This is a genomic window from Hyphomicrobium sp. (assembly GCF_041674905.1).
Taxonomy (GTDB): domain Bacteria; phylum Pseudomonadota; class Alphaproteobacteria; order Rhizobiales; family Hyphomicrobiaceae; genus Hyphomicrobium_B.
On record NZ_JBAYUV010000012.1, the window covers coordinates 46720 to 64691 of the forward strand.

Below are 17972 nucleotides of genomic sequence, written 5' to 3' on the forward strand. Positions count from 1 at the left end.
CTGTGCCGGTCGCCGTCGGCGCGTGGTAACGTCGGCAGGCTTGGTCGATTCGATTGATCGTCAAAAGGAGTGTCGGGATTGGCAGCATTTCGCGGGGCGTCCGCGCCAGCGTCGAGACGGCCCAACAAGCCGGAACAAGACACCGCTCGCGTCGTCGTACCCTTTGAAGACAACCGCCTGCTGACGCAGTTGCTCGGCGAATACGACAGCCATCTCGCACTCATCGAAGACCGCCTGGGCATCAACGCGCATGCGCACGGAAATGTCGTGATCCTGACGGGCGCCGCAAATTCCTGTGACATTGCCCGCGGCGTTCTGGAAAAGCTCTATGCGCGCATCGGCAAGGGCGAGACGGTCGGAGCCGGCGACATCGACGGCTTGATCCGCCATTCCCGGTCTGAAGACACTGCGAGCGACGGGCAGGCGCAGGTTGCGACGCGGCGCAAAGTCGTCAAGGCGCGGACGCCGACGCAAAGCACCTACATCCGGGCGATCGACAAGAAGGACCTTGTTTTCGGTCTCGGTCCGGCCGGCACGGGCAAGACGTACATCGCCGTCGCGTTTGCCGCGCATTGTCTCGAACGCGGTCTCGTCGAACGCATCATCCTGTCGCGACCGGCCGTCGAAGCCGGTGAGCGGCTGGGTTTCCTGCCGGGCGACATGCGCGACAAGGTCGATCCCTACCTCAGGCCGCTTTACGACGCGCTTTATGACGTTCTGCCGCCGGAAAAGGTCGAGCGCGACATCGAGACGGGCGTCGTCGAAATCGCGCCGCTGGCGTTCATGCGCGGCCGCACACTTTCCAATGCGTTCGTGATCCTCGACGAAGCGCAGAACACGACCAGCATGCAGATGAAGATGTTCCTGACCCGTATCGGCGAAGGCTCGAAGATGGTGGTGACCGGCGACCCGTCGCAGATCGACCTTCCGTTCGGGACGAAATCGGGGCTCGTCGAGGCTGTCGATCTGCTGGCGAACGTCGATGATATTTCGATCGTGCGGTTCGCGGCCCAGGATATCGTGCGTCGTGATCTCGTTGCGAAGATCGTCGACGCCTACGAAAAGCCGAAGACCGGCTGATGTCGGAACCTCCACAACCGGCGATACCTCACGTTCTTGAGGTCGATGTCGTCGAAGATGACGGCGATTGGTCGTCGTTGCCGGACGCGTCGGACCTCATCGCGAAAGCCGCCGCAGCGGTCGCGCAGGAACTTGGCGGCAACGCCGGCTCAGGCATGGTGGCCGTGGCGCTGTCGTCAGATGCCAGCGTCGAAGCCCTGAACGGGCAATTTCGCGGCAAGCCGAAGCCTACCAATGTGCTTTCCTTCCCCGCGGGTGAGGGTTCGCCGGAGGGTTTTGTCGGCGACGTCATCCTGGCGGCCGAGACGCTTCGCCGCGAAGCCGACGAGCAAGACGTGCCGCTTTCCCATCACCTGCAACATCTCATCGTCCACGGCATCCTGCATCTTTTCGGCTACGATCACATCTCAGCCGACGATGGCGAACGCATGGAAGCCATTGAAATTTCTGTTCTTTCAAGGCTTGGCGTCGCAAATCCCTACACGGGCGCCCTGGAAACCGGTACAAGTGACTGAGCATCCCCCGAATTCATGGCTATGACCGACCGTACACACGACAAGTCTACATCCGACATCCTCGCCGAGGGAGGCCGCCAGTCCAGCGTCTCCACCTGGCTGAATATTCTCCGCGCGAAGCTCGGTTTCGCTGTTCCCCAGAGCGTCCGCGACGCTCTCGAGGGGGCGCTCAGAACCGATGCATCGACCAGCTTCACCGATACCGAGCGCAAGATGCTGGAACGCCTGTTGCGTTTCGGGTCCAGCCGCGTCGTCGAGCTTATGGTGCCGAGGGCCGAGATCACGGCGCTCGACGAGAACGAGTCGATCGCGGAGCTTCTGGAGACGTTCGAGGAAGCGGGCGTCTCGCGAATTCCGTTGTTCCGCGAAACGCTCGATGATCCGCGCGGTATGATCCACATTAAGGATCTGTTCCGGTGGTTCATGACGGAAACGTCGGGCCGTCCGCTGCGCTCGGCAAAGACGGAGGGCGCGGAGGAAACGGCCGTTCCGAGCAAAATCGTATTGCAGAACATCGATCTCAGCCGCCCGATCACGACGGTCAAAATCCGCCGCCAGATCCTTTATGTGCCGCCGTCCATGCCCGCCGTCGACCTGCTGATCCGCATGCAGTCGACGCGCATTCACATGGCGCTCGTCGTCGACGAATACGGCGGCACGGACGGGCTGGTCACGATCGAGGATCTCGTCGAGCAGGTCGTCGGCAACATCGAGGACGAGCACGACGACGATGAGGAAGTCAATATCGTTTCCGATCCGAAGCTCGGCGTCGTTGCGGCGGGACGCACGGAAATCGAAGAGCTTGAGAAGCATCTCAAGCTGAAGCTTACGCCGGAAGACGAGGAGAGCGACGTCGATACGCTTGGCGGCTTGATCTTCTCCATGCTCGGCCGGGTTCCGGCGCGTGGCGAGCTGATCCATCATCCGTCAGGCATCGAGTTCGAAATTCTCGATGCCGATCCGCGTCGCGTGAAGAAGGTCAAAATTCATCCCGCGCGGGCGTTGCCGCAAAGCACCAAGACATTAGCCGAATCGCCGAAGGCCTGATGCAGGCTGAGAGCCAGACAACGCGTGCGGCGTCGCCGGGAGCGCCCGTGGCGGCTCTACGTGCGCGCGTGATGGGGCTTGCCGGCTGGAAGCGGGCGGCCGTGGCGATCGCGGCGGGCGGGCTTTCCGCATTGGCATTCGCGCCGATTTTTGCCTTTCCAGTGCTTTTCCTGACGTTTCCCATTTTCGTCTGGCTGATCGACGCAAGCCCCGGATGGCGGCGCGCGGCAAGCGCCGGATGGCTGTTCGGATTCGGCTATTTCTTCTTCAATCTGTTTTGGGTCGGCGAGGCGTTTCTCGTCGAAGCGGACAAATTCGCGTGGTTGCTGCCGTTCGCGGTGACGCTGCTGCCGGCCGGTCTGGCGCTGTTCTGGGCAGCTGCGGCTGCGCTGGCGCGACGGTTCTGGCAGCAGGGCATTGCACGGGTTTTCGTGTTCGCGATTGCGCTTGGCGTCGCCGAATGGCTACGCGGCCATGTCCTGACGGGGTTTCCCTGGAACGTCGTTGGCTATTCGCTGACGTACCCGCTGCCGCTGATGCAGAGCGCGGCGCTGTTCGGGGTCTATGGGCTGACCGCCATCGCGGCTTTCGTCTTTCCGGCGCCGTTGGTGATGATGGCGGACCGGGACGAGCGGCTGCGCTGGGCGGACATTACGCGAGCGATCGCCGTCGCCGTCGTCCCGATCGCGATGCTTTGCCTTTACGGAGCCTGGAGGCTCGCCGCGCCGGAAGACTTCGTTCCCGACGTCAAGCTGCGCATCGTTCAGCCGAGCGTGCCGCAGCGCGAGAAATGGATGGCCGAATACCAGCGGCGTATTTTCGACGATCATATCGCGCTGTCGCTCGGTAATCCCAAGGGCGAGAAAGATTCGCTCGCTGGGATCACGCATCTCGTCTGGCCGGAAGCTGCGATGCCGTTCTTTCCGCTCGAAACGCCGGAAGCGCTCGATGTCCTCGCCGCGATGCTGCCCCAGGGCACGACGCTGATCACGGGCGCGATTCGGCACGATCCGCCGCTCGGACCGGACCGGCGGCTGCTTCCGACGACGCGCGTACTGAACAGCATTCTCGTGTTCAACGAGCAGGCCAAGGTCGATGCGGTGTACGACAAGATTAAGCTCGTGCCGTTCGGCGAATACGTGCCTTTGGAATCGGCGTTGTCTCACCTTGGCATTCAAAAGCTGACGCACGGGCGAGGCGCTTTCGCCGAGGGCGTTACTCCGCGACCGCTGATGAGCATTCCTGGGTTGCCGCGCGCGCTAGGGCTCGTTTGCTACGAAGCTCTGTTTGGGGGAGACGTTGTGCAGGGCGAGGGGCGACCGGGTGTTTTGCTCAACGTCACGAATGACGGATGGTTCGGCCAGTCGACGGGGCCTTACCAGCACTTCCACCAAACCCGTATCCGCGCGGTGGAAGAAGGCGTGCCGCTGATCCGCGCCGCCAACAACGGGATCTCGGCCGTGGTCGATCCCTATGGCCGGGCGCGCCAAACGCTCGGTCTCGACATTCGGGGCGTCATCGATAGCAGGCTGCCTCAGGCGTTGCCGCCGCCCGTCTATGCGAGGGCGGGCGATTGGATGCTAGCGCTGGTTCTTGCGGTATTTTCGATACTGGCGGTTGTTTCCGCGAAATTTCGCCGTTAATCAAGGATTTGAAGGCAACTTGTCACGGCCTCGCTCGACGATTGACCTTAGTCACTCGTACACCTAGGAAGTGTGCAAGCTACTCAGGTTTTACTGTTGGCTGTAGAGCGATGGCGGACGACATTTTGATCGCACAAGATTCAGGCGAGGAAGTTGTACGCGGTTCGCGCCGTGCGAACCCCATGGACGTTCACGTCGGTACGCGTGTCCGGTTGCGCCGCATGCTGCTCGGCATGAGCCAGGAAAAGCTCGGCGAGCACCTGGGCCTTACATTCCAGCAGGTTCAGAAATACGAAAAGGGCGTGAACCGGATCGGCGCCAGCCGTCTTTTCGACCTTGGGAAGGTCCTTGGCGTGCCAGTGCAGTTTTTCTATGACGAGGCGCCGTCGGGCGTTCAAACGACGGGCAACGCGATCGCAGGCTTCGCCGAGCAGCCCGGCGAAAGCTACGTCGTCGATTTTCTCGGAACACGCGAAGGGTTGGAGCTGAACAAAGCTTTTGCCCGCATTTCCGATCCCAAGGTTCGGCGGTCGATCGTCGATCTCGTCCGCTCACTGGCGGGCGAAGAGAGCTGAGCGAAGCGGCGTTTCCGCTATCGCGGCGCGGCTTGCGAATTTCGCGAATATCTTTCGCGTGGCGGTCCAAGGCGGACGGCTTGCTCGCTGTAAACTTGACCGCAAAAGCTAGGACTGCGACAAACCGGCGCTTTTCCGAAGGTTGGCACCTGCTACATCCGCCTTGCCTTCCGTTGGGCACACCGGAAGCAACTTCCTTCAACATGGGGGCCAAAGTGGCGCGAAAGTCTTTCCTCTTCACAAGCGAATCCGTTTCCGAGGGCCACCCGGACAAAGTCTGCGACCGTATCTCGGATGAAGTCGTCGATGCGTTCTATCGCGAAGGCCAGAAAGAAGGTCTCGATCCGTGGAGCATCCGCGCCGCGTGCGAAACGATGACGACGACCAATCGGGTCATCATCGCCGGTGAATCGCGCGGCCCCAAGGACGTCACTGTTGCAGCGATCCAGGCGATCACGCGCGACGCCATCAAGGATATCGGTTACGAGCAGGACGGCTTCCACTGGGCGAACTGCAACATCGAGGTTTTGCTGCATTCGCAATCCTCCGACATCGCGCAGGGCGTGGACGCCAAGCAGCCGACCAACCAGGAAGAAGGCGCGGGCGATCAGGGCATCATGTTCGGATACGCCTGCAACGAGACGCCGGAACTGATGCCGGCGCCGATCTACTATGCGCATAAAATTCTTTTCGATCTCGCGACGGCGCGGAAGGGTAAGGTCGGCGATGCCGCCAAGCTCGGTCCGGATTCGAAGAGCCAGGTGACTGTCCGTTATGAAGACGGGAAGCCAGTCGGCGTGACGCAAATCGTCGTGTCGCATCAGCATATCGATGAGGACCTCACCTCGCGGCAGGTTCGCGAGATCGTCGAGCCTTACGTTCACAAGGCGCTCCCCCAGGGCTGGATCGGCAAGGACACGATCTGGCACATCAATCCGACGGGTAAGTTTTTCATCGGCGGTCCAGATGGCGATACCGGTCTTACCGGCCGCAAGATCATCGTCGATACGTACGGCGGCGCGGCTCCGCACGGTGGCGGTGCGTTCTCTGGCAAGGACCCGACCAAGGTCGATCGCTCGGCCGCGTATGCGGCGCGCTATCTCGCGAAGAACGTCGTCGCGGCGGGCGTCGCGGATCGCTGCACGATTCAGCTCGCTTATGCCATCGGCGTTGCGAAGCCGCTGTCGATCTATGTCGATACGCACGGCACCGGCAAAGTCGATGAAGCTGCGATCGAAGCGGCGCTCGGAAACGTCATGGATCTGACGCCGCGGGGGATTCGCGCGCATCTCGATCTCAACAAGCCGATCTATGCGCGGACGTCGGCCTATGGCCATTTCGGTCGTCCGGCCGAGAAGGACGGCGGCTTCTCGTGGGAGCGCACGGACCTCGCCCCGGCGATCGCCAAGGCTGTTGGCTGAGCCGCAGGCCCAGCGGAAAAATTTCAAAGCGGCTGCGAAAGCGGCCGCTTTTGTTTGCAGCCATTGAAGTCTAACCACGTTCTGACATGGCCGAGTCAAAACCGGTCGTCAGGTTATGGACGTTTCGAGCAGCCGATCGATGATTGAAGACGACGATCACGACCACGAGCTTCGGTCGTATGGACGGCGGCGGGGGCGCAAGCCGAGTGCGCGGCAGGAGGCGCTTTTGCGCGACGTCCTTCCGCGCGTCGCGGTCGATCCTCAATCGTTGCCCGAGGCTGCCGCGACATGGCTTGAGATCGGTTTCGGCGGCGGCGAGCATTTGCTGGAGCAAGCGCGTCGTAATCCGCAAGCCCTTCTCATCGGCTGCGAGCCTTACGAGGACGGCGTCATCAAAGTGTTGACGGCCGTCGAGGGCGAAGGGCTCAAGAATATCCGCGTTCACATGGGCGACGTGCGCGACATACTGCGTCAACTCGCGCCGGGTTCGCTCGATCGCGCTTTCGCGCTGTTTCCGGACCCATGGCCGAAGCGCAAGCACCGCAAGCGGCGGCTGGTTAATTCTTCGTTGCTCGATCTGCTGGCGCAGGCGTTGAAGCCCGGCGCCGAGCTTCGGATTGCGACGGATATCGGCGATTATGCCCGGACGATGCTTGAGGCTTTCCGGCTGGAGCCGCGTTTCATCTGGCGGGCCGAAGGCCCCGATGATTGGCGTCTGCAGCCTACCGACTGGGTCGAAACCAAATATGAATCCAAGGCCGCCGAGGCGGGACGGCGGCGATATTATTTTCGCTTTTTGAGGGCCTGACGATATTCGAGAGCCTTGCGCATCGGCTCGATTTCGCCTATCTAGCGGTCATTCCAATAACTCGATGATCAAATTGAGAGTGGACCTCCGGGCCCGCGTCGAACGGACATTAAGCTCAGGACCTCCATTGCAGGACGAGATCGTCAGCAACGTACCGCTTGAAGAAGGCGGCCCCGATACGCGCCGTTTTCTGCGCGAGACCGGCGTTGCCGCCGAGATCGCCGCGATTGTGGAGCCGGTGCTTGAAGATCTGGGCTTCCGGCTGGTGCGCGTGAAAGTGCAGGGCGGCGGCGCGACCGCTGATAAAATCGTACAGCTGATGGCTGAGCGTCCCGATGGCTCGATCACCATCGATGACTGCGAGACGATTTCGAAGCAGGTTTCGCCTGTGCTCGATGTCGCGAACCCGGTTTCGGGGGCGTACCGCCTCGAGGTTTCGTCTCCCGGTATCGACCGGCCGCTCGTGCGTCCGAGCGATTTCGAGGACTGGTCCGGACATGAAGCAAAGATCGAATTGACCGAGCCCGTCGGCGGGCGCAGAAAATTCAAAGGCATGCTCGAAGGCTTCGAGGATGGCGAAGTTCGCATCGAAGCCGATACGGGTGAGCACGGCATTCAACATCTGGGCCTGCCCGTACATTTGATTTCGGATGCGCGGCTGGTGCTGACGGATGAACTCATCCGCGATGCGCTTGCTCGCGCCAAGAAACGCCACTCTGACCGGCCCGGTGACGGCGCCGAACTCGACGAAGACGATCTGGAGGATTGATCCCATGGCCACGGCAGGCATCAGCGCCAACAGGCTTGAGCTTTTGCAAATCGCCGACGCTGTCGCGCGCGAGAAGACGATCGACAAGAAGATCGTCATCGAGGCGATGGAAGATGCCATCCAGAAGGCCGCGAAATCGCGCTACGGCGCGGAGAACGACATCCGCTGCGAGATCGATCAGAAGACGGGCGAAGCGAAGCTGACGCGCGTGCTGGCCGTCGTCGAAGCCGTCGAGAACGATGCGACGCAGATCAACGTCGAAGACGCCAAGAAGCGCAATCCGGAAGCTAAAGCCGGCGACATGATCGCCGAGACGCTGCCGCCGCTGGAGTTCGGCCGCGTCGCGGCCCAGAACGCCAAGCAGGTCATCGTGCAAAAAGTGCGCGAGGCCGAGCGCGACCGGCAGTTCGCCGAGTACAAGGATCGTGTCGGCGACACCACGAACGGAACAGTGAAGCGGGTCGAATACGGCAACGTCATCGTCGATCTCGGCCGCGCCGAGGGCATTATCCGCCGCGATGAAATGATCCCGCGCGAGAACGTCCGGCTCGGCGACCGCATCCGTGCTTTCATCTATGACGTCCGTCGCGAACAGCGGGGTCCGCAGATTTTCCTGACGCGTGCACGTCCGGAATTCATGTCGTCGCTGTTCCGCGCGGAAGTGCCGGAGATTTACGACGGCGTCGTCGAAATCAAGTCGGTTGCGCGCGATCCGGGCAGCCGCGCGAAGATCGCGGTTATTTCGAAGGATTCTTCGATCGATCCGGTCGGTGCCTGCGTCGGTATGCGCGGCGCGCGCGTGCAGGCGGTCGTCAACGAACTCCAGGGCGAGAAGGTCGATATCATCCAGTGGAACCCGGACGCGGCGAGCTTCATCGTCAACGCGCTGGCGCCTGCGGAAGTCACCAAGGTCGTGCTTGATGAAGATTCCAACCGCATCGAGGTCGTCGTTCCGGAAGCGCAGCTGTCGCTTGCCATCGGCCGGCGTGGCCAGAACGTGCGGCTCGCGTCGCAGCTCACGGGCTGGGACATCGATATCCTGACGGAACAGGAAGAGAGCGAGCGGCGTCAGAAGGAGTTCGCGGAACGCACGCAGCTCCTGATGGATGCGCTCGATGTCGATGAAGTCATCGCGCAGCTTCTGGTGACGGAAGGTTTCGCGAACGTCGAAGAAGTCGCCTATGTCGACATTTCGGAGATTGCGCACATCGAAGGTTTTGACGAAGGCACCGCGGAGCAAATCCAGACGCGCGCGCGCGAGTTCCTGGAACAGCAGGAAGCCGAGCGCGACTCGAAACGCCGCGAACTCGGCGTCGTGGACGAATTGTCGGAAATTCCGGGCATCAATACCGCGATGATGGTGGCGCTTGGCGAGAACGGCATCAAGACGGTCGAAGATTTCGCCGACTGCGCGACCGACGAGCTCGTCGGCTGGACGGACCGCAAGAAGGACAAGGACACAGAGCCCGTCAAACATAAGGGCTTCCTCGATGGCTTCGAGCTGTCGCGGACCGACGTTGAGAACATGATCATGGCGGCGCGCGTTCATGCCGGCTGGATCAAGGCGGAAGATCTCGAGAAGCCTGCGGAAGGCGAACCTGAAGCCGCGTCGGAAGACGCCGGCGCTCAGGGCTAAGGGAATGTCCGGAGGAGCAGACAGAGCGCGTGATGGAAGAGCGGCAAGACCAGCCAGCGACGGACCGGGGCGACAACGCCTCCGGGCCGGAACGCATGTGCGCCGTCTCGCGGCAAAGCCTTGATCTGAACCTTCTGATCCGGTTTGTGTTGTCGCCTGACGGTGCCGTCGTCCCCGATCTCGAACGGCGGCTGCCGGGGCGTGGTGTTTGGATCGGATGCGACCGTCGGCTTGTTGAAAAAGCCGTCAAAGCCAATACGTTCACAAAGAGCCTTAAAACTCGCGCCGAGGTCTCATCAGACCTTGCCGAACGCGTCGACGGCCTCATGGTTAAGCGCCTTATGGGGACGCTGTCGCTCGCAAATAAGGCTGGAATTGCGCTTTCGGGCTTCGAGAAAGTCTCGACGGCCCTGGATAAGGGACCTGTGGCCGTGGTGCTGCACGGGGCAGAGGCGTCACCGGACGGGCGATCCAAGATCGACCGGAAATTTAAAGCTATTCAAGGATCTCGGGGGCTCACGGCGTCGATCGTTGATGTTCTATCAATCGATCAAATGAGCTTGGCTATTGGCCGGGGAAGTGTGGTACATGCTGCCCTCACACCCGGAGGCCTGTCGGAGCGGTTTCTCGAGGAAGCGGAACGCTTGACGCGTTACCGGTCCTCGGCGACAGAGACCGCCAATATATTTTCTGAAACGCAAAGCGAAGGCTGAACGGACAACGCATGACGGATTCGAACGACCAGACCGATAAGACCATTCGCGGCGGAGCGCGCAAGCCGCTGTCGCTGCAGCGAACGGTCGAGTCTGGGCATGTGCGGCAGAACTTCAGCCACGGGCGATCAAAGTCCGTCGTCGTCGAAAAGAAGAAGACGCGGCGGTTCGGTTCCGGACCCGAAGCCGGCGATGCGCCTCCGCTTCCGGTGACAGCAGAAGCGCCTCCGCCGCCGGTTAGAACTCCGTCTGCTCCGCCTTCGCGGCCGCAAGCGTCGAACCCATCGCAAGCGCGCACGCTTTCCAGCGAAGAGCGCGCGGCTCGCGAGCGCGCACTTGCTGCTGCGCGTGCGGAAAGCCCGACGCGTGTCGAAGCCGAGCCGGTGCGTTTCGAACCGGTGCGTCCGCCTGCGCCCGAGCCGCGTGTCGAAGAAGCGACAGTGCAAAGCGCACCGCCCGTTGCCGCGGCTCCTGTTGCGCCGAAGCCGGCGGAAGCTCCTGCTCCCGCGCCAGTCGCTCGCGCGACGACCGCGCCGCGCGAACGACGTGATAACAACGCGCCGCAATCGCGCGATGGTGGACGCCCGCCGTTTCAAAGGCAGGGCGCTCGACCGACGGGCAACACGGCTTACATGCCGCGTGAGGCCGGACGCCCGCGCGAAATCGAACTGCCGGCGCCGCCGCGGCGCGGCGCTGCTCCCGCCGATGCAACAACGATCGAGAAGCCGACTCGTCCGGCGCGGCCCGTGGTCGCCGCTCGTGAACAAGTCGAGGACGACGATAGCCGCAAGCGCGGTCCGGGCGGCGCAAAGGTTCCGCGCCCCGCCGTCAAGACGAACGACGACGGCCGTCAGCGCCAGAAGCTGACGATCACGAACTTCGATCGCGAAGCTCAGGTCCGCTCGCTCGCTTCGCTGAAGCGCAAGCGCGAGAAGGAAAAGCTGAAGGCGATGGGCATTCAGCAGCCGCGCGAGAAAATCGCTCGCGAGGTGGTCATTCCGGAAGCGATTACGATCCAGGAACTGTCGAACCGCATGGCGGAGCGCGCCGTCGACCTCATCAAGTATCTGATGCAGCAAGGCGCGATGCACAAGATTACCGACGTGCTCGACGCCGATACGGCAGAGCTCATTGTTCAGGAATTCGGCCATACATCGAAGCGCGTTTCTGAAGCCGACGTCGAAATCGGTTTCGTTGGCGATATCGATGCCGATGACACGGCGCTGGAGCCGCGTGCTCCCGTCGTTACGATCATGGGCCACGTCGATCACGGCAAGACGTCGCTGCTCGATGCGATCCGTTCCGCGAACGTCGTCGCGGGCGAAGCCGGCGGCATCACGCAACACATCGGCGCTTACCAGGTGACAACCTCGAACGGCGACAAGATCACGTTCATCGACACGCCAGGCCATGAAGCCTTTACCGCGATGCGTGCGCGCGGCGCCAAGGTGACGGACATCGTCGTCCTGGTCGTTGCGGCCGACGACGGCGTCATGCCGCAGACGGTCGAGGCGATCAATCACGCCAAGGCCGCGAAGGTTCCGATCATCGTCGCGATCAACAAGATCGACAAGCCGCAGGCCGATCCCAATCGCGTGCGCACCGATCTCCTGTCGCAGGAGATCGTCGTCGAGAGCATGGGCGGCGAGACGCTTGAAGTGCCGGTTTCGGCGCTGAAGCGGACGAACCTCGACAAGCTGCTCGAAGCGATCCACCTGCAGTCCGAAATTCTCGATCTCAAGGCGAACCCGGTTCGCACCGCCGAAGGCATCGTCATCGAAGCGAAGCTTGAGCGCGGCCGCGGCCCTGTCGGTACGGTTCTCGTCCAGCGCGGCACGCTGCATGTCGGCGACATCATCGTCGCCGGTATGGCGTGGGGCCGCGTCAGAGCGTTGCTCGATGACCACGGCGCGAACATCGACACCGCCGGGCCGTCCGTGCCTGTCGAAGTTTTGGGCTTCGATTCTGCTCCGGACGCGGGCGATCAGTTCGCCGTCGTCGAAAACGAAGCGCGCGCCAGAGAGCTGACGGATTATCGCGTCCGCAAGCGCCGCGAGACGCTGGGCTCGGCGGGCACCAAGAGCACGCTCGAGCAGATGATGCAGCAGCTCAAGGACGCCGAGCGCAAGGAATTTCCGCTCGTGGTCAAGGGCGACGTGCAGGGTTCCGTCGAGGCGATCGCGGGAGCACTGCGCAAAGTCGGCAACGACGAAGTCGAAGCGCGTCTCGTGCATTCGGGCGTCGGCGGAATCACCGAGTCGGATATCGCTCTTGCCGCGGCATCGAAGGCCGTCGTCATCGGCTTCAACGTTCGCGCCAACGCGCAAGCGAAACAGGCCGCCGACAACCAGGGCGTCGAAATCCGCTACTACAACATCATCTACGATCTCGTCGATGAAGTGAAAGCGGCGATGTCGGGGCTTCTCGCTCCGACGAAGCGCGAGGTGTTCCTCGGCTACGCGTCGATCAAGCAGGTCTTCAACATTACGAAGATCGGCAAGGTCGCGGGCTGCCAGGTCACCGAGGGCAAGGTCGAGCGGGGCGCCAAAGTTCGCCTGCTGCGCGACAACGTCGTCATTCACGAAGGCACGCTGGCGATCCTGAAGCGCTTCAAGGACGACGTGAAGGAAGTCGTCGCGGGCCAGGAATGCGGCATGTCGTTCGCGAATTACCAGGACATTCGCGAAGGCGATCAGATCGAATGCTTCCAGGTCGAGACGATCGCAAGAAGTCTTTAGTCGCTCGCGCAAGCTGTTCCGCTCGCTAAGAAGCGCGCGGGTTTGCTCCGCGAGGGGCGCGGCTTGCCGCGGCGGCCCTTAGCCGCCCGGCTCTTTGAGCCGAAGTATTGTTCATTGATTGACTGAGAGGCCGTGCGCGGTTCAAGTCCGTGACGGTCGGAAGATGACAGAAGCGATCCAGTTACCCCTCAAATTGTCGTTCCGTCTGACGCGCGCTGACATCGCGGCGTACGAACGCTTGCCGCGCGAGTTTCCGCGCGCGGGCGTGCTCGCGTTTTTCGGTGTGTTTTTCCTCATCGGAGTTGCGCTCGGCGCGTTCGAGGATGAGTTGAGCGGATACGTTCCGCAATGGCTGGCCGATTATCAGCATTTTGTGTTGATCCTCGCGGCGGCCGTCATCGCTTATGTACTCATTACGCTGGTGTTGACGCTGCGGACGAACTGGCGCATCGCGCGGGCGGCGCTTCCGGCCGGTGAGACGGACGTCGACGTGTCGCAAGCCGGACTGCGGGTTACCGACGGCGGGTCGTCGCGAGACTTCGGCTGGGCGCTCATCGCGAAAGTCATCGAAACGGCAGATCATGTGTTCCTGTGCCTGACGCCGCGAACGGCGCTCATCCTGCCGCTCAGGGCGTTCGCGTCACGTGATGACAAGACTGCCTTCGCGAATTTATCCGAGAGTTTGTCTCGCGGCGCCGAGGCTTGAAAGAGGAATTGGCAGTGCGATCGAAAAACAAAACCGTCCCGTCGAAAGCGCCATCGCAGCGCATGCTCCGCGTCGGCGAGCTCATCCGGCATAAAATTGCCGAGATGCTATCGCGTGGCGATATCCACGACGACGTGCTCGCGTCGCATGTGACCACGATCCCGGAAGTTCGCCTGTCTCCGGATCTGAAACTTGCGACGGTCTACGTGATGCCGCTCGGCGGTAGCGACGTGAAGCCCGTGATCGAGGCACTCACGCGCAACAAGAAATACATTCGCGCCGAAGTCGCGCATACGCTCAATCTTCGCTACGCGCCCGATCTCCGCTTCCGCGAGGACGAAACGTTCGAAGAGGCTACGCGCATCGATCGGCTGCTCGACAGCGAAAAAGTACGACGGGACACGGGGAAATAATATCGATGGGACGCCGCAAAAAGGGTTCGCCGATTCACGGCTGGCTGGTGCTCGACAAGCCTCAGAGCATCACGTCGACGCAGGCCGTCGGCATCATCCGGCGCGTTTTCAATGCGCAGAAGGCGGGGCATTCGGGTACGCTCGATCCGCTAGCAACGGGCATTCTACCGATCGCGCTCGGGGAAGCGACGAAAACGGTTTCGTTCGCAGTCGATGGCGAGAAAGCCTATCGCTTCACCGTCCGCTGGGGCGCCGAGACCGAAACTGACGACACCGAAGGCGCGGTTGCGAAAACCAGCGATCTCAGGCCTGATCGCGGCAGCATCGAAGCGCTGTTGCCGCAGTTCCACGGCGAGATCATGCAGGTGCCGCCAGCCTATTCGGCGATCAAGGTCGATGGCGCGCGGGCCTATGATCTGGCGCGCGATGGGGAAACGGTCGTGCTCGACGCGCGCCCGGTTTTCATCGACAGCCTGCAACTGGTCGATATGCCGGACGCGGCGACAAGCGTGTTCGAGGCGCGTTGCGGCAAGGGAACGTATGTGCGCGCATTGGCGCGCGACATGGGCCGCCTTCTCGGCTGCTATGGGCACGTCATCGCTTTGCGGCGGACGCGCGTCGGCCCATTCGATGAAGCCATCGCGGTCACGATGGATGCCTTGATGGCGGTATCCGACTCGGGTGATCCCGAACGGCTTTCGCGTTTGCTGCAGCCGGTCGAAACGGCGCTTGCCGATTTGCCGGAGTTGCTCGTGTCGCAAACCGATGCCGCAAGCCTGGCGCGCGGGCAGACGGTGCTGATCCGAGGGCGGGATGCGCCGATTTTGTCGGGGCCTGCTTATGCAACCTCCAAGGGGCGGCTGATTGCGCTCGGCGAGCTTGCGAAAGGCGCGCTGCATCCGACCCGCGTTTTCAATCTTGGCTAAGTCGTAACTCAGCGGTTCATGAGCAAGATATTGAAATTGCTAGAAAATATGCACCGTAATTCAATCTCGCGTTTATCCGGGGTTCGTGTATAAGTAGCGCCGACCGCGCGGGGTGCTCGCACTTTCGCGCGGCTTTCATTTGCGACCCCGCTGGACGACATCCCGGCCGTGGCCGCTGCCATTCCACTCCAAATTCGAAAGGAGCAACCGATGTCGCAGATCGCACCTCACCGCCGTGAGGCGAAAACGGCTGTCATCAAGGACAGCGCAACGAAGTCCAACGACACAGGCTCGCCGGAAGTTCAGATCGCGGTGCTAACCCACCGCATCAACGAGCTGACCGACCATTTCAAGATGCATAAAAAAGACAACCATTCCCGCCGCGGGTTGCTGAAAATGGTCAGCCAGCGCCGTCAGCTGCTCGACTACGTGAAGAGCAAGGACAACGCGCGTTATCAGAAGATCATCGAAAAGCACGGTATTCGCCGCTAAGCCGCGAAGTCGCTTCGCGCTCAAGACGGGGCCAATACATGGCCGTACGCGCAAAGATCTAAGAGAAGAGAGACGTTGGCGCCCATTGGGTGCCGACGCAATAGGTGTTCGTCTGGCATGAGGCCGGCGAGCAAGTCCGACCGAACAGAAAAAGCAAAAACGAAAGATCCAACATGTTTGATATCCATCGAGTCGAAATCGATTGGGGTGGCCGCAAGCTGAAGCTCGAAACCGGCCACTATGCACGCCAGGCCGACGCGGCCGTGATGGCGCAATACGGCGACACGACGGTTCTGGCGACCGTCGTCGGCGCACGCTCCGTGAAGCCCGGCATCGACTTCTTCCCGCTCACCGTGAACTATCAGGAGCGCACGTACGCGGCTGGTAAGATCCCCGGCGGCTATTTCAAGCGCGAAGGCCGTCCGACTGAAAAAGAGACGCTGACGTCGCGTCTCATCGATCGTCCGATCCGTCCGCTTTTCGTCGGCGGCTTCAAGAATGAGACGCAGGTCGTCGTGACGGTGATGTCGCACGATCTCGAAAACGATCCCGACATTGTCGGTCTGGTTGCTGCTTCAGCGGCACTGACGCTTTCCGGCCTGCCGTTTCTCGGACCGATCGGCGGCGCCCGCGTTGGCCTCATCAACGGCGAACTCGTGCTGAACCCGATGGTCGACGAGATGAAGGACAGCGCGCTCGATCTCGTCGTTGCCGGTACTGCCGATGCGGTGATGATGGTCGAATCGGAGGCCAAGGAGCTTCCCGAAGCGCAGATGCTCGAAGCCGTCGTGTTCGGCCACAAGCACATGCAGCCCGTGATCCAGGCGATCATCACGCTCGCCGAAAAAGCCGCGAAAGAGCCGTGGGACATCAAGATCCCCGACAAGGCGAAGTATGCGGGCGAGGTGAAGAAGCTCGCCGAGAAGACGCTCAAGCAGGCGTTCTCGACCAAGGAAAAAGGCAAGCGTCAGGATCTCGTCTCGGAAGCCAAGAAAGCGATTTCCGAAGGTATTTCGATTCCGGCCGACGATCCGAACGAGAAAGTTCTGCTCTCGGACGCCTTCAAGGCGCTCGAGATGGAAATCATGCGCGGCGACGTCCTGAAGACGAAGATGCGCATCGACGGCCGCGACCTGAAGACGGTCCGCCCGATCCTTTCGGAAGTTCACGTTCTGCCGCGCACGCACGGCTCGGCGCTGTTCACGCGCGGCGAGACGCAGGCGCTGGTCGTCGCAACGCTCGGCACGGGCGAGGACGAACAGTACATCGACAGCCTCGAAGGCACGAAGAAAGAGCGCTTCCTGCTGCATTACAACTTCCCGCCCTACTCGGTCGGTGAAGTTGGACGCATGGGGTCGCCGGGCCGCCGCGAAATCGGTCACGGCAAGCTTGCTTGGCGCGCCATCCATCCGATGCTGCCGTCGCAGGAAGACTTCCCCTACACGCTGCGCGTCGTTTCCGAGATCACCGAGTCCAACGGCTCGTCGTCGATGGCAACGGTCTGCGGTTCGTCGCTGGCGCTGATGGATGCGGGCGTACCGCTGAAGTCGCCGGTCGCGGGCATCGCGATGGGTCTGATCAAGGAAGGCGACGATTTCGTCGTGCTTTCGGACATTCTCGGCGATGAAGACCATCTCGGCGATATGGACTTCAAGGTGGCGGGCACGGCAAACGGCGTGACCTCGCTGCAGATGGATATCAAGATCACGGGCATCACCGAAGAGATCATGCGCATCGCGCTCGATCAGGCGCATGATGGCCGCATCCATATCCTCGGCGAAATGGCAAAGTCGTTGACGGGCGCGCGCGAAGAACTCGGCGAGTTCGCGCCGCGTATCGAGACGATCAAGATCCCCGTCGACAAAATCCGCGAGGTCATCGGTTCGGGCGGCTCGGTCATTCGCGAGATCGTCGCGGAGTCGGGCGCCAAGATCGACATCGAGGACGACGGCACGGTGAAGATCGCGTCGGCCAATCGCGAGTCGATCGAGAAGGCGCTGGCGCGCATTCGCGGCATCACGTCGGAGCCCGAGGTCGGACTGATCTACAAGGGCAAGGTCGTGAAGGTGATGGAGTTCGGCGCGTTCGTGAACTTCTTCGGCGCGAAGGATGGCCTCGTTCACATTTCGCAGCTTGCGCCGGGGCGTCCGGAGTCGGTCGGCGCGGTCGTGAAGGAAGGCCAGGAAGTTTACGTCAAGCTTCTGGGCTTCGATGATCGCGGCAAGACGCGTCTGTCGATGAAGATCGTCGATCAGGCGACGGGCCAGGAAATTCCGCGTGCGGAAGGCGAGCCGGAAGAAGTCTTCGAGAGCCGTCCGCCGCGCCGTGAAGGTAGCAGCCGTGGCGGTCCTCGCGGTCCGCGTCGCGATCGCAACTGATCGAATTCAAGAGCTAAAAGAAAAGGGCCATCCCATCGGGTGGCCCTTTTTTAGTTCAGAAGTTCTTAGAGCCTTTACGATTTCGGCGAAATCGCGGAAAGGCTCTGGCTGT

The 17972-nt window shown here is 61.7% G+C and carries 16 protein-coding genes; all 16 read left to right on the forward strand.

From position 1 onward, the window contains the following. Window positions 1–78 precede the first annotated feature (78 nt). Entirely contained in the window at window positions 79–1080 is a 1002-nt protein-coding gene (locus tag WC026_RS07215; RefSeq protein WP_372710156.1) for a PhoH family protein, read from the forward strand. Continuing rightward, window positions 1080–1595, forward strand: a complete 516-nt coding sequence (ybeY, locus tag WC026_RS07220; protein ID WP_372710157.1) for an rRNA maturation RNase YbeY — start codon at window positions 1080–1082, stop codon at window positions 1593–1595. Before WC026_RS07215 ends, ybeY begins: the two co-directional genes overlap by 1 nt. Window positions 1596–1616: 21 nt before the next feature. Further along, window positions 1617–2642: a hemolysin family protein gene (locus WC026_RS07225; RefSeq protein ID WP_372710158.1), complete on the forward strand. Its 1026-nt coding sequence runs from the start codon at window positions 1617–1619 to the stop codon at window positions 2640–2642. Next, window positions 2642–4285 (forward strand): apolipoprotein N-acyltransferase, encoded by a 1644-nt coding sequence (lnt, locus tag WC026_RS07230; RefSeq protein WP_372710159.1) that lies wholly within the window; start codon window positions 2642–2644, stop codon window positions 4283–4285. The genes WC026_RS07225 and lnt overlap by 1 nt, the downstream gene beginning before the upstream one ends. 110 nt (window positions 4286–4395) lie before the next feature. Continuing rightward, window positions 4396–4860, forward strand: a complete 465-nt coding sequence (locus WC026_RS07235) for a helix-turn-helix domain-containing protein (protein ID WP_372710160.1) — start codon at window positions 4396–4398, stop codon at window positions 4858–4860. A 203-nt stretch (window positions 4861–5063) separates the two neighbouring features. Then, a complete protein-coding gene (gene metK, locus WC026_RS07240; RefSeq protein WP_372710161.1) occupies window positions 5064–6281 on the forward strand; it encodes a methionine adenosyltransferase in 1218 nt (405 codons plus the stop codon). Window positions 6282–6420: 139 nt separating this feature from the next. Further along, window positions 6421–7089, forward strand: coding sequence for a tRNA (guanosine(46)-N7)-methyltransferase TrmB (gene trmB / locus WC026_RS07245; RefSeq protein WP_372710162.1), 669 nt, complete (start codon window positions 6421–6423; stop codon window positions 7087–7089). Window positions 7090–7216: 127 nt separating this feature from the next. Further along, a complete protein-coding gene (gene rimP, locus WC026_RS07250; protein ID WP_372710196.1) occupies window positions 7217–7858 on the forward strand; it encodes a ribosome maturation factor RimP in 642 nt (213 codons plus the stop codon). A 4-nt stretch (window positions 7859–7862) separates the two neighbouring features. After that, window positions 7863–9494 carry a transcription termination factor NusA gene (nusA, locus tag WC026_RS07255; RefSeq protein ID WP_372710163.1) on the forward strand — a complete coding sequence of 544 codons (1632 nt, stop codon included), beginning with the start codon at window positions 7863–7865 and terminating at the stop codon, window positions 9492–9494. A 32-nt stretch (window positions 9495–9526) separates the two neighbouring features. Further along, window positions 9527–10207: an RNA-binding protein gene (locus tag WC026_RS07260; RefSeq protein ID WP_372710164.1), complete on the forward strand. Its 681-nt coding sequence runs from the start codon at window positions 9527–9529 to the stop codon at window positions 10205–10207. Window positions 10208–10218: 11 nt separating this feature from the next. Then, entirely contained in the window at window positions 10219–12945 is a 2727-nt protein-coding gene (gene infB / locus WC026_RS07265) for a translation initiation factor IF-2 (protein WP_372710165.1), read from the forward strand. Window positions 12946–13108: 163 nt separating this feature from the next. Continuing rightward, complete coding sequence (locus tag WC026_RS07270) at window positions 13109–13651, forward strand: YcxB family protein (protein WP_372710166.1); 543 nt, start codon at window positions 13109–13111, stop codon at window positions 13649–13651. Window positions 13652–13713: 62 nt separating this feature from the next. Further along, window positions 13714–14064, forward strand: coding sequence for a 30S ribosome-binding factor RbfA (gene rbfA, locus WC026_RS07275; protein ID WP_372710197.1), 351 nt, complete (start codon window positions 13714–13716; stop codon window positions 14062–14064). Window positions 14065–14069: 5 nt separating this feature from the next. Beyond that, complete coding sequence (gene truB, locus WC026_RS07280) at window positions 14070–14990, forward strand: tRNA pseudouridine(55) synthase TruB (RefSeq protein WP_372710167.1); 921 nt, start codon at window positions 14070–14072, stop codon at window positions 14988–14990. Window positions 14991–15200: 210 nt separating this feature from the next. Then, window positions 15201–15482 (forward strand): 30S ribosomal protein S15, encoded by a 282-nt coding sequence (rpsO, locus tag WC026_RS07285; RefSeq protein WP_372710198.1) that lies wholly within the window; start codon window positions 15201–15203, stop codon window positions 15480–15482. Window positions 15483–15655: 173 nt separating this feature from the next. Continuing rightward, on the forward strand, window positions 15656–17860 hold the full coding sequence (pnp, locus tag WC026_RS07290; protein WP_372710168.1) for a polyribonucleotide nucleotidyltransferase: 2205 nt from the start codon (window positions 15656–15658) through the stop codon (window positions 17858–17860). The last annotated feature ends 112 nt before the right edge of the window (window positions 17861–17972 follow it).

Excerpts from the sequence above, each read along its gene's own strand:
- trmB (WP_372710162.1), top strand. The coding sequence starts at position 6,421 with ATGATTGAAGACGACGATCACGACCACGAGCTTCGGTCGTATGGACGG.
- ybeY (WP_372710157.1), top strand. The coding sequence starts at position 1,080 with ATGTCGGAACCTCCACAACCGGCGATACCTCACGTTCTTGAGGTCGAT.
- rbfA (WP_372710197.1), top strand. The coding sequence starts at position 13,714 with ATGCTCCGCGTCGGCGAGCTCATCCGGCATAAAATTGCCGAGATGCTA.
- pnp (WP_372710168.1), top strand. The coding sequence starts at position 15,656 with ATGTTTGATATCCATCGAGTCGAAATCGATTGGGGTGGCCGCAAGCTG.
- WC026_RS07225 (WP_372710158.1), top strand. The coding sequence starts at position 1,617 with ATGACCGACCGTACACACGACAAGTCTACATCCGACATCCTCGCCGAG.
- WC026_RS07270 (WP_372710166.1), top strand. The coding sequence starts at position 13,109 with ATGACAGAAGCGATCCAGTTACCCCTCAAATTGTCGTTCCGTCTGACG.
- infB (WP_372710165.1), top strand. The coding sequence starts at position 10,219 with ATGACGGATTCGAACGACCAGACCGATAAGACCATTCGCGGCGGAGCG.
- metK (WP_372710161.1), top strand. The coding sequence starts at position 5,064 with ATGGGGGCCAAAGTGGCGCGAAAGTCTTTCCTCTTCACAAGCGAATCC.
- lnt (WP_372710159.1), top strand. The coding sequence starts at position 2,642 with ATGCAGGCTGAGAGCCAGACAACGCGTGCGGCGTCGCCGGGAGCGCCC.
- rpsO (WP_372710198.1), top strand. The coding sequence starts at position 15,201 with ATGTCGCAGATCGCACCTCACCGCCGTGAGGCGAAAACGGCTGTCATC.
- truB (WP_372710167.1), top strand. The coding sequence starts at position 14,070 with ATGGGACGCCGCAAAAAGGGTTCGCCGATTCACGGCTGGCTGGTGCTC.
- WC026_RS07260 (WP_372710164.1), top strand. The coding sequence starts at position 9,527 with ATGGAAGAGCGGCAAGACCAGCCAGCGACGGACCGGGGCGACAACGCC.
- WC026_RS07235 (WP_372710160.1), top strand. The coding sequence starts at position 4,396 with ATGGCGGACGACATTTTGATCGCACAAGATTCAGGCGAGGAAGTTGTA.
- nusA (WP_372710163.1), top strand. The coding sequence starts at position 7,863 with ATGGCCACGGCAGGCATCAGCGCCAACAGGCTTGAGCTTTTGCAAATC.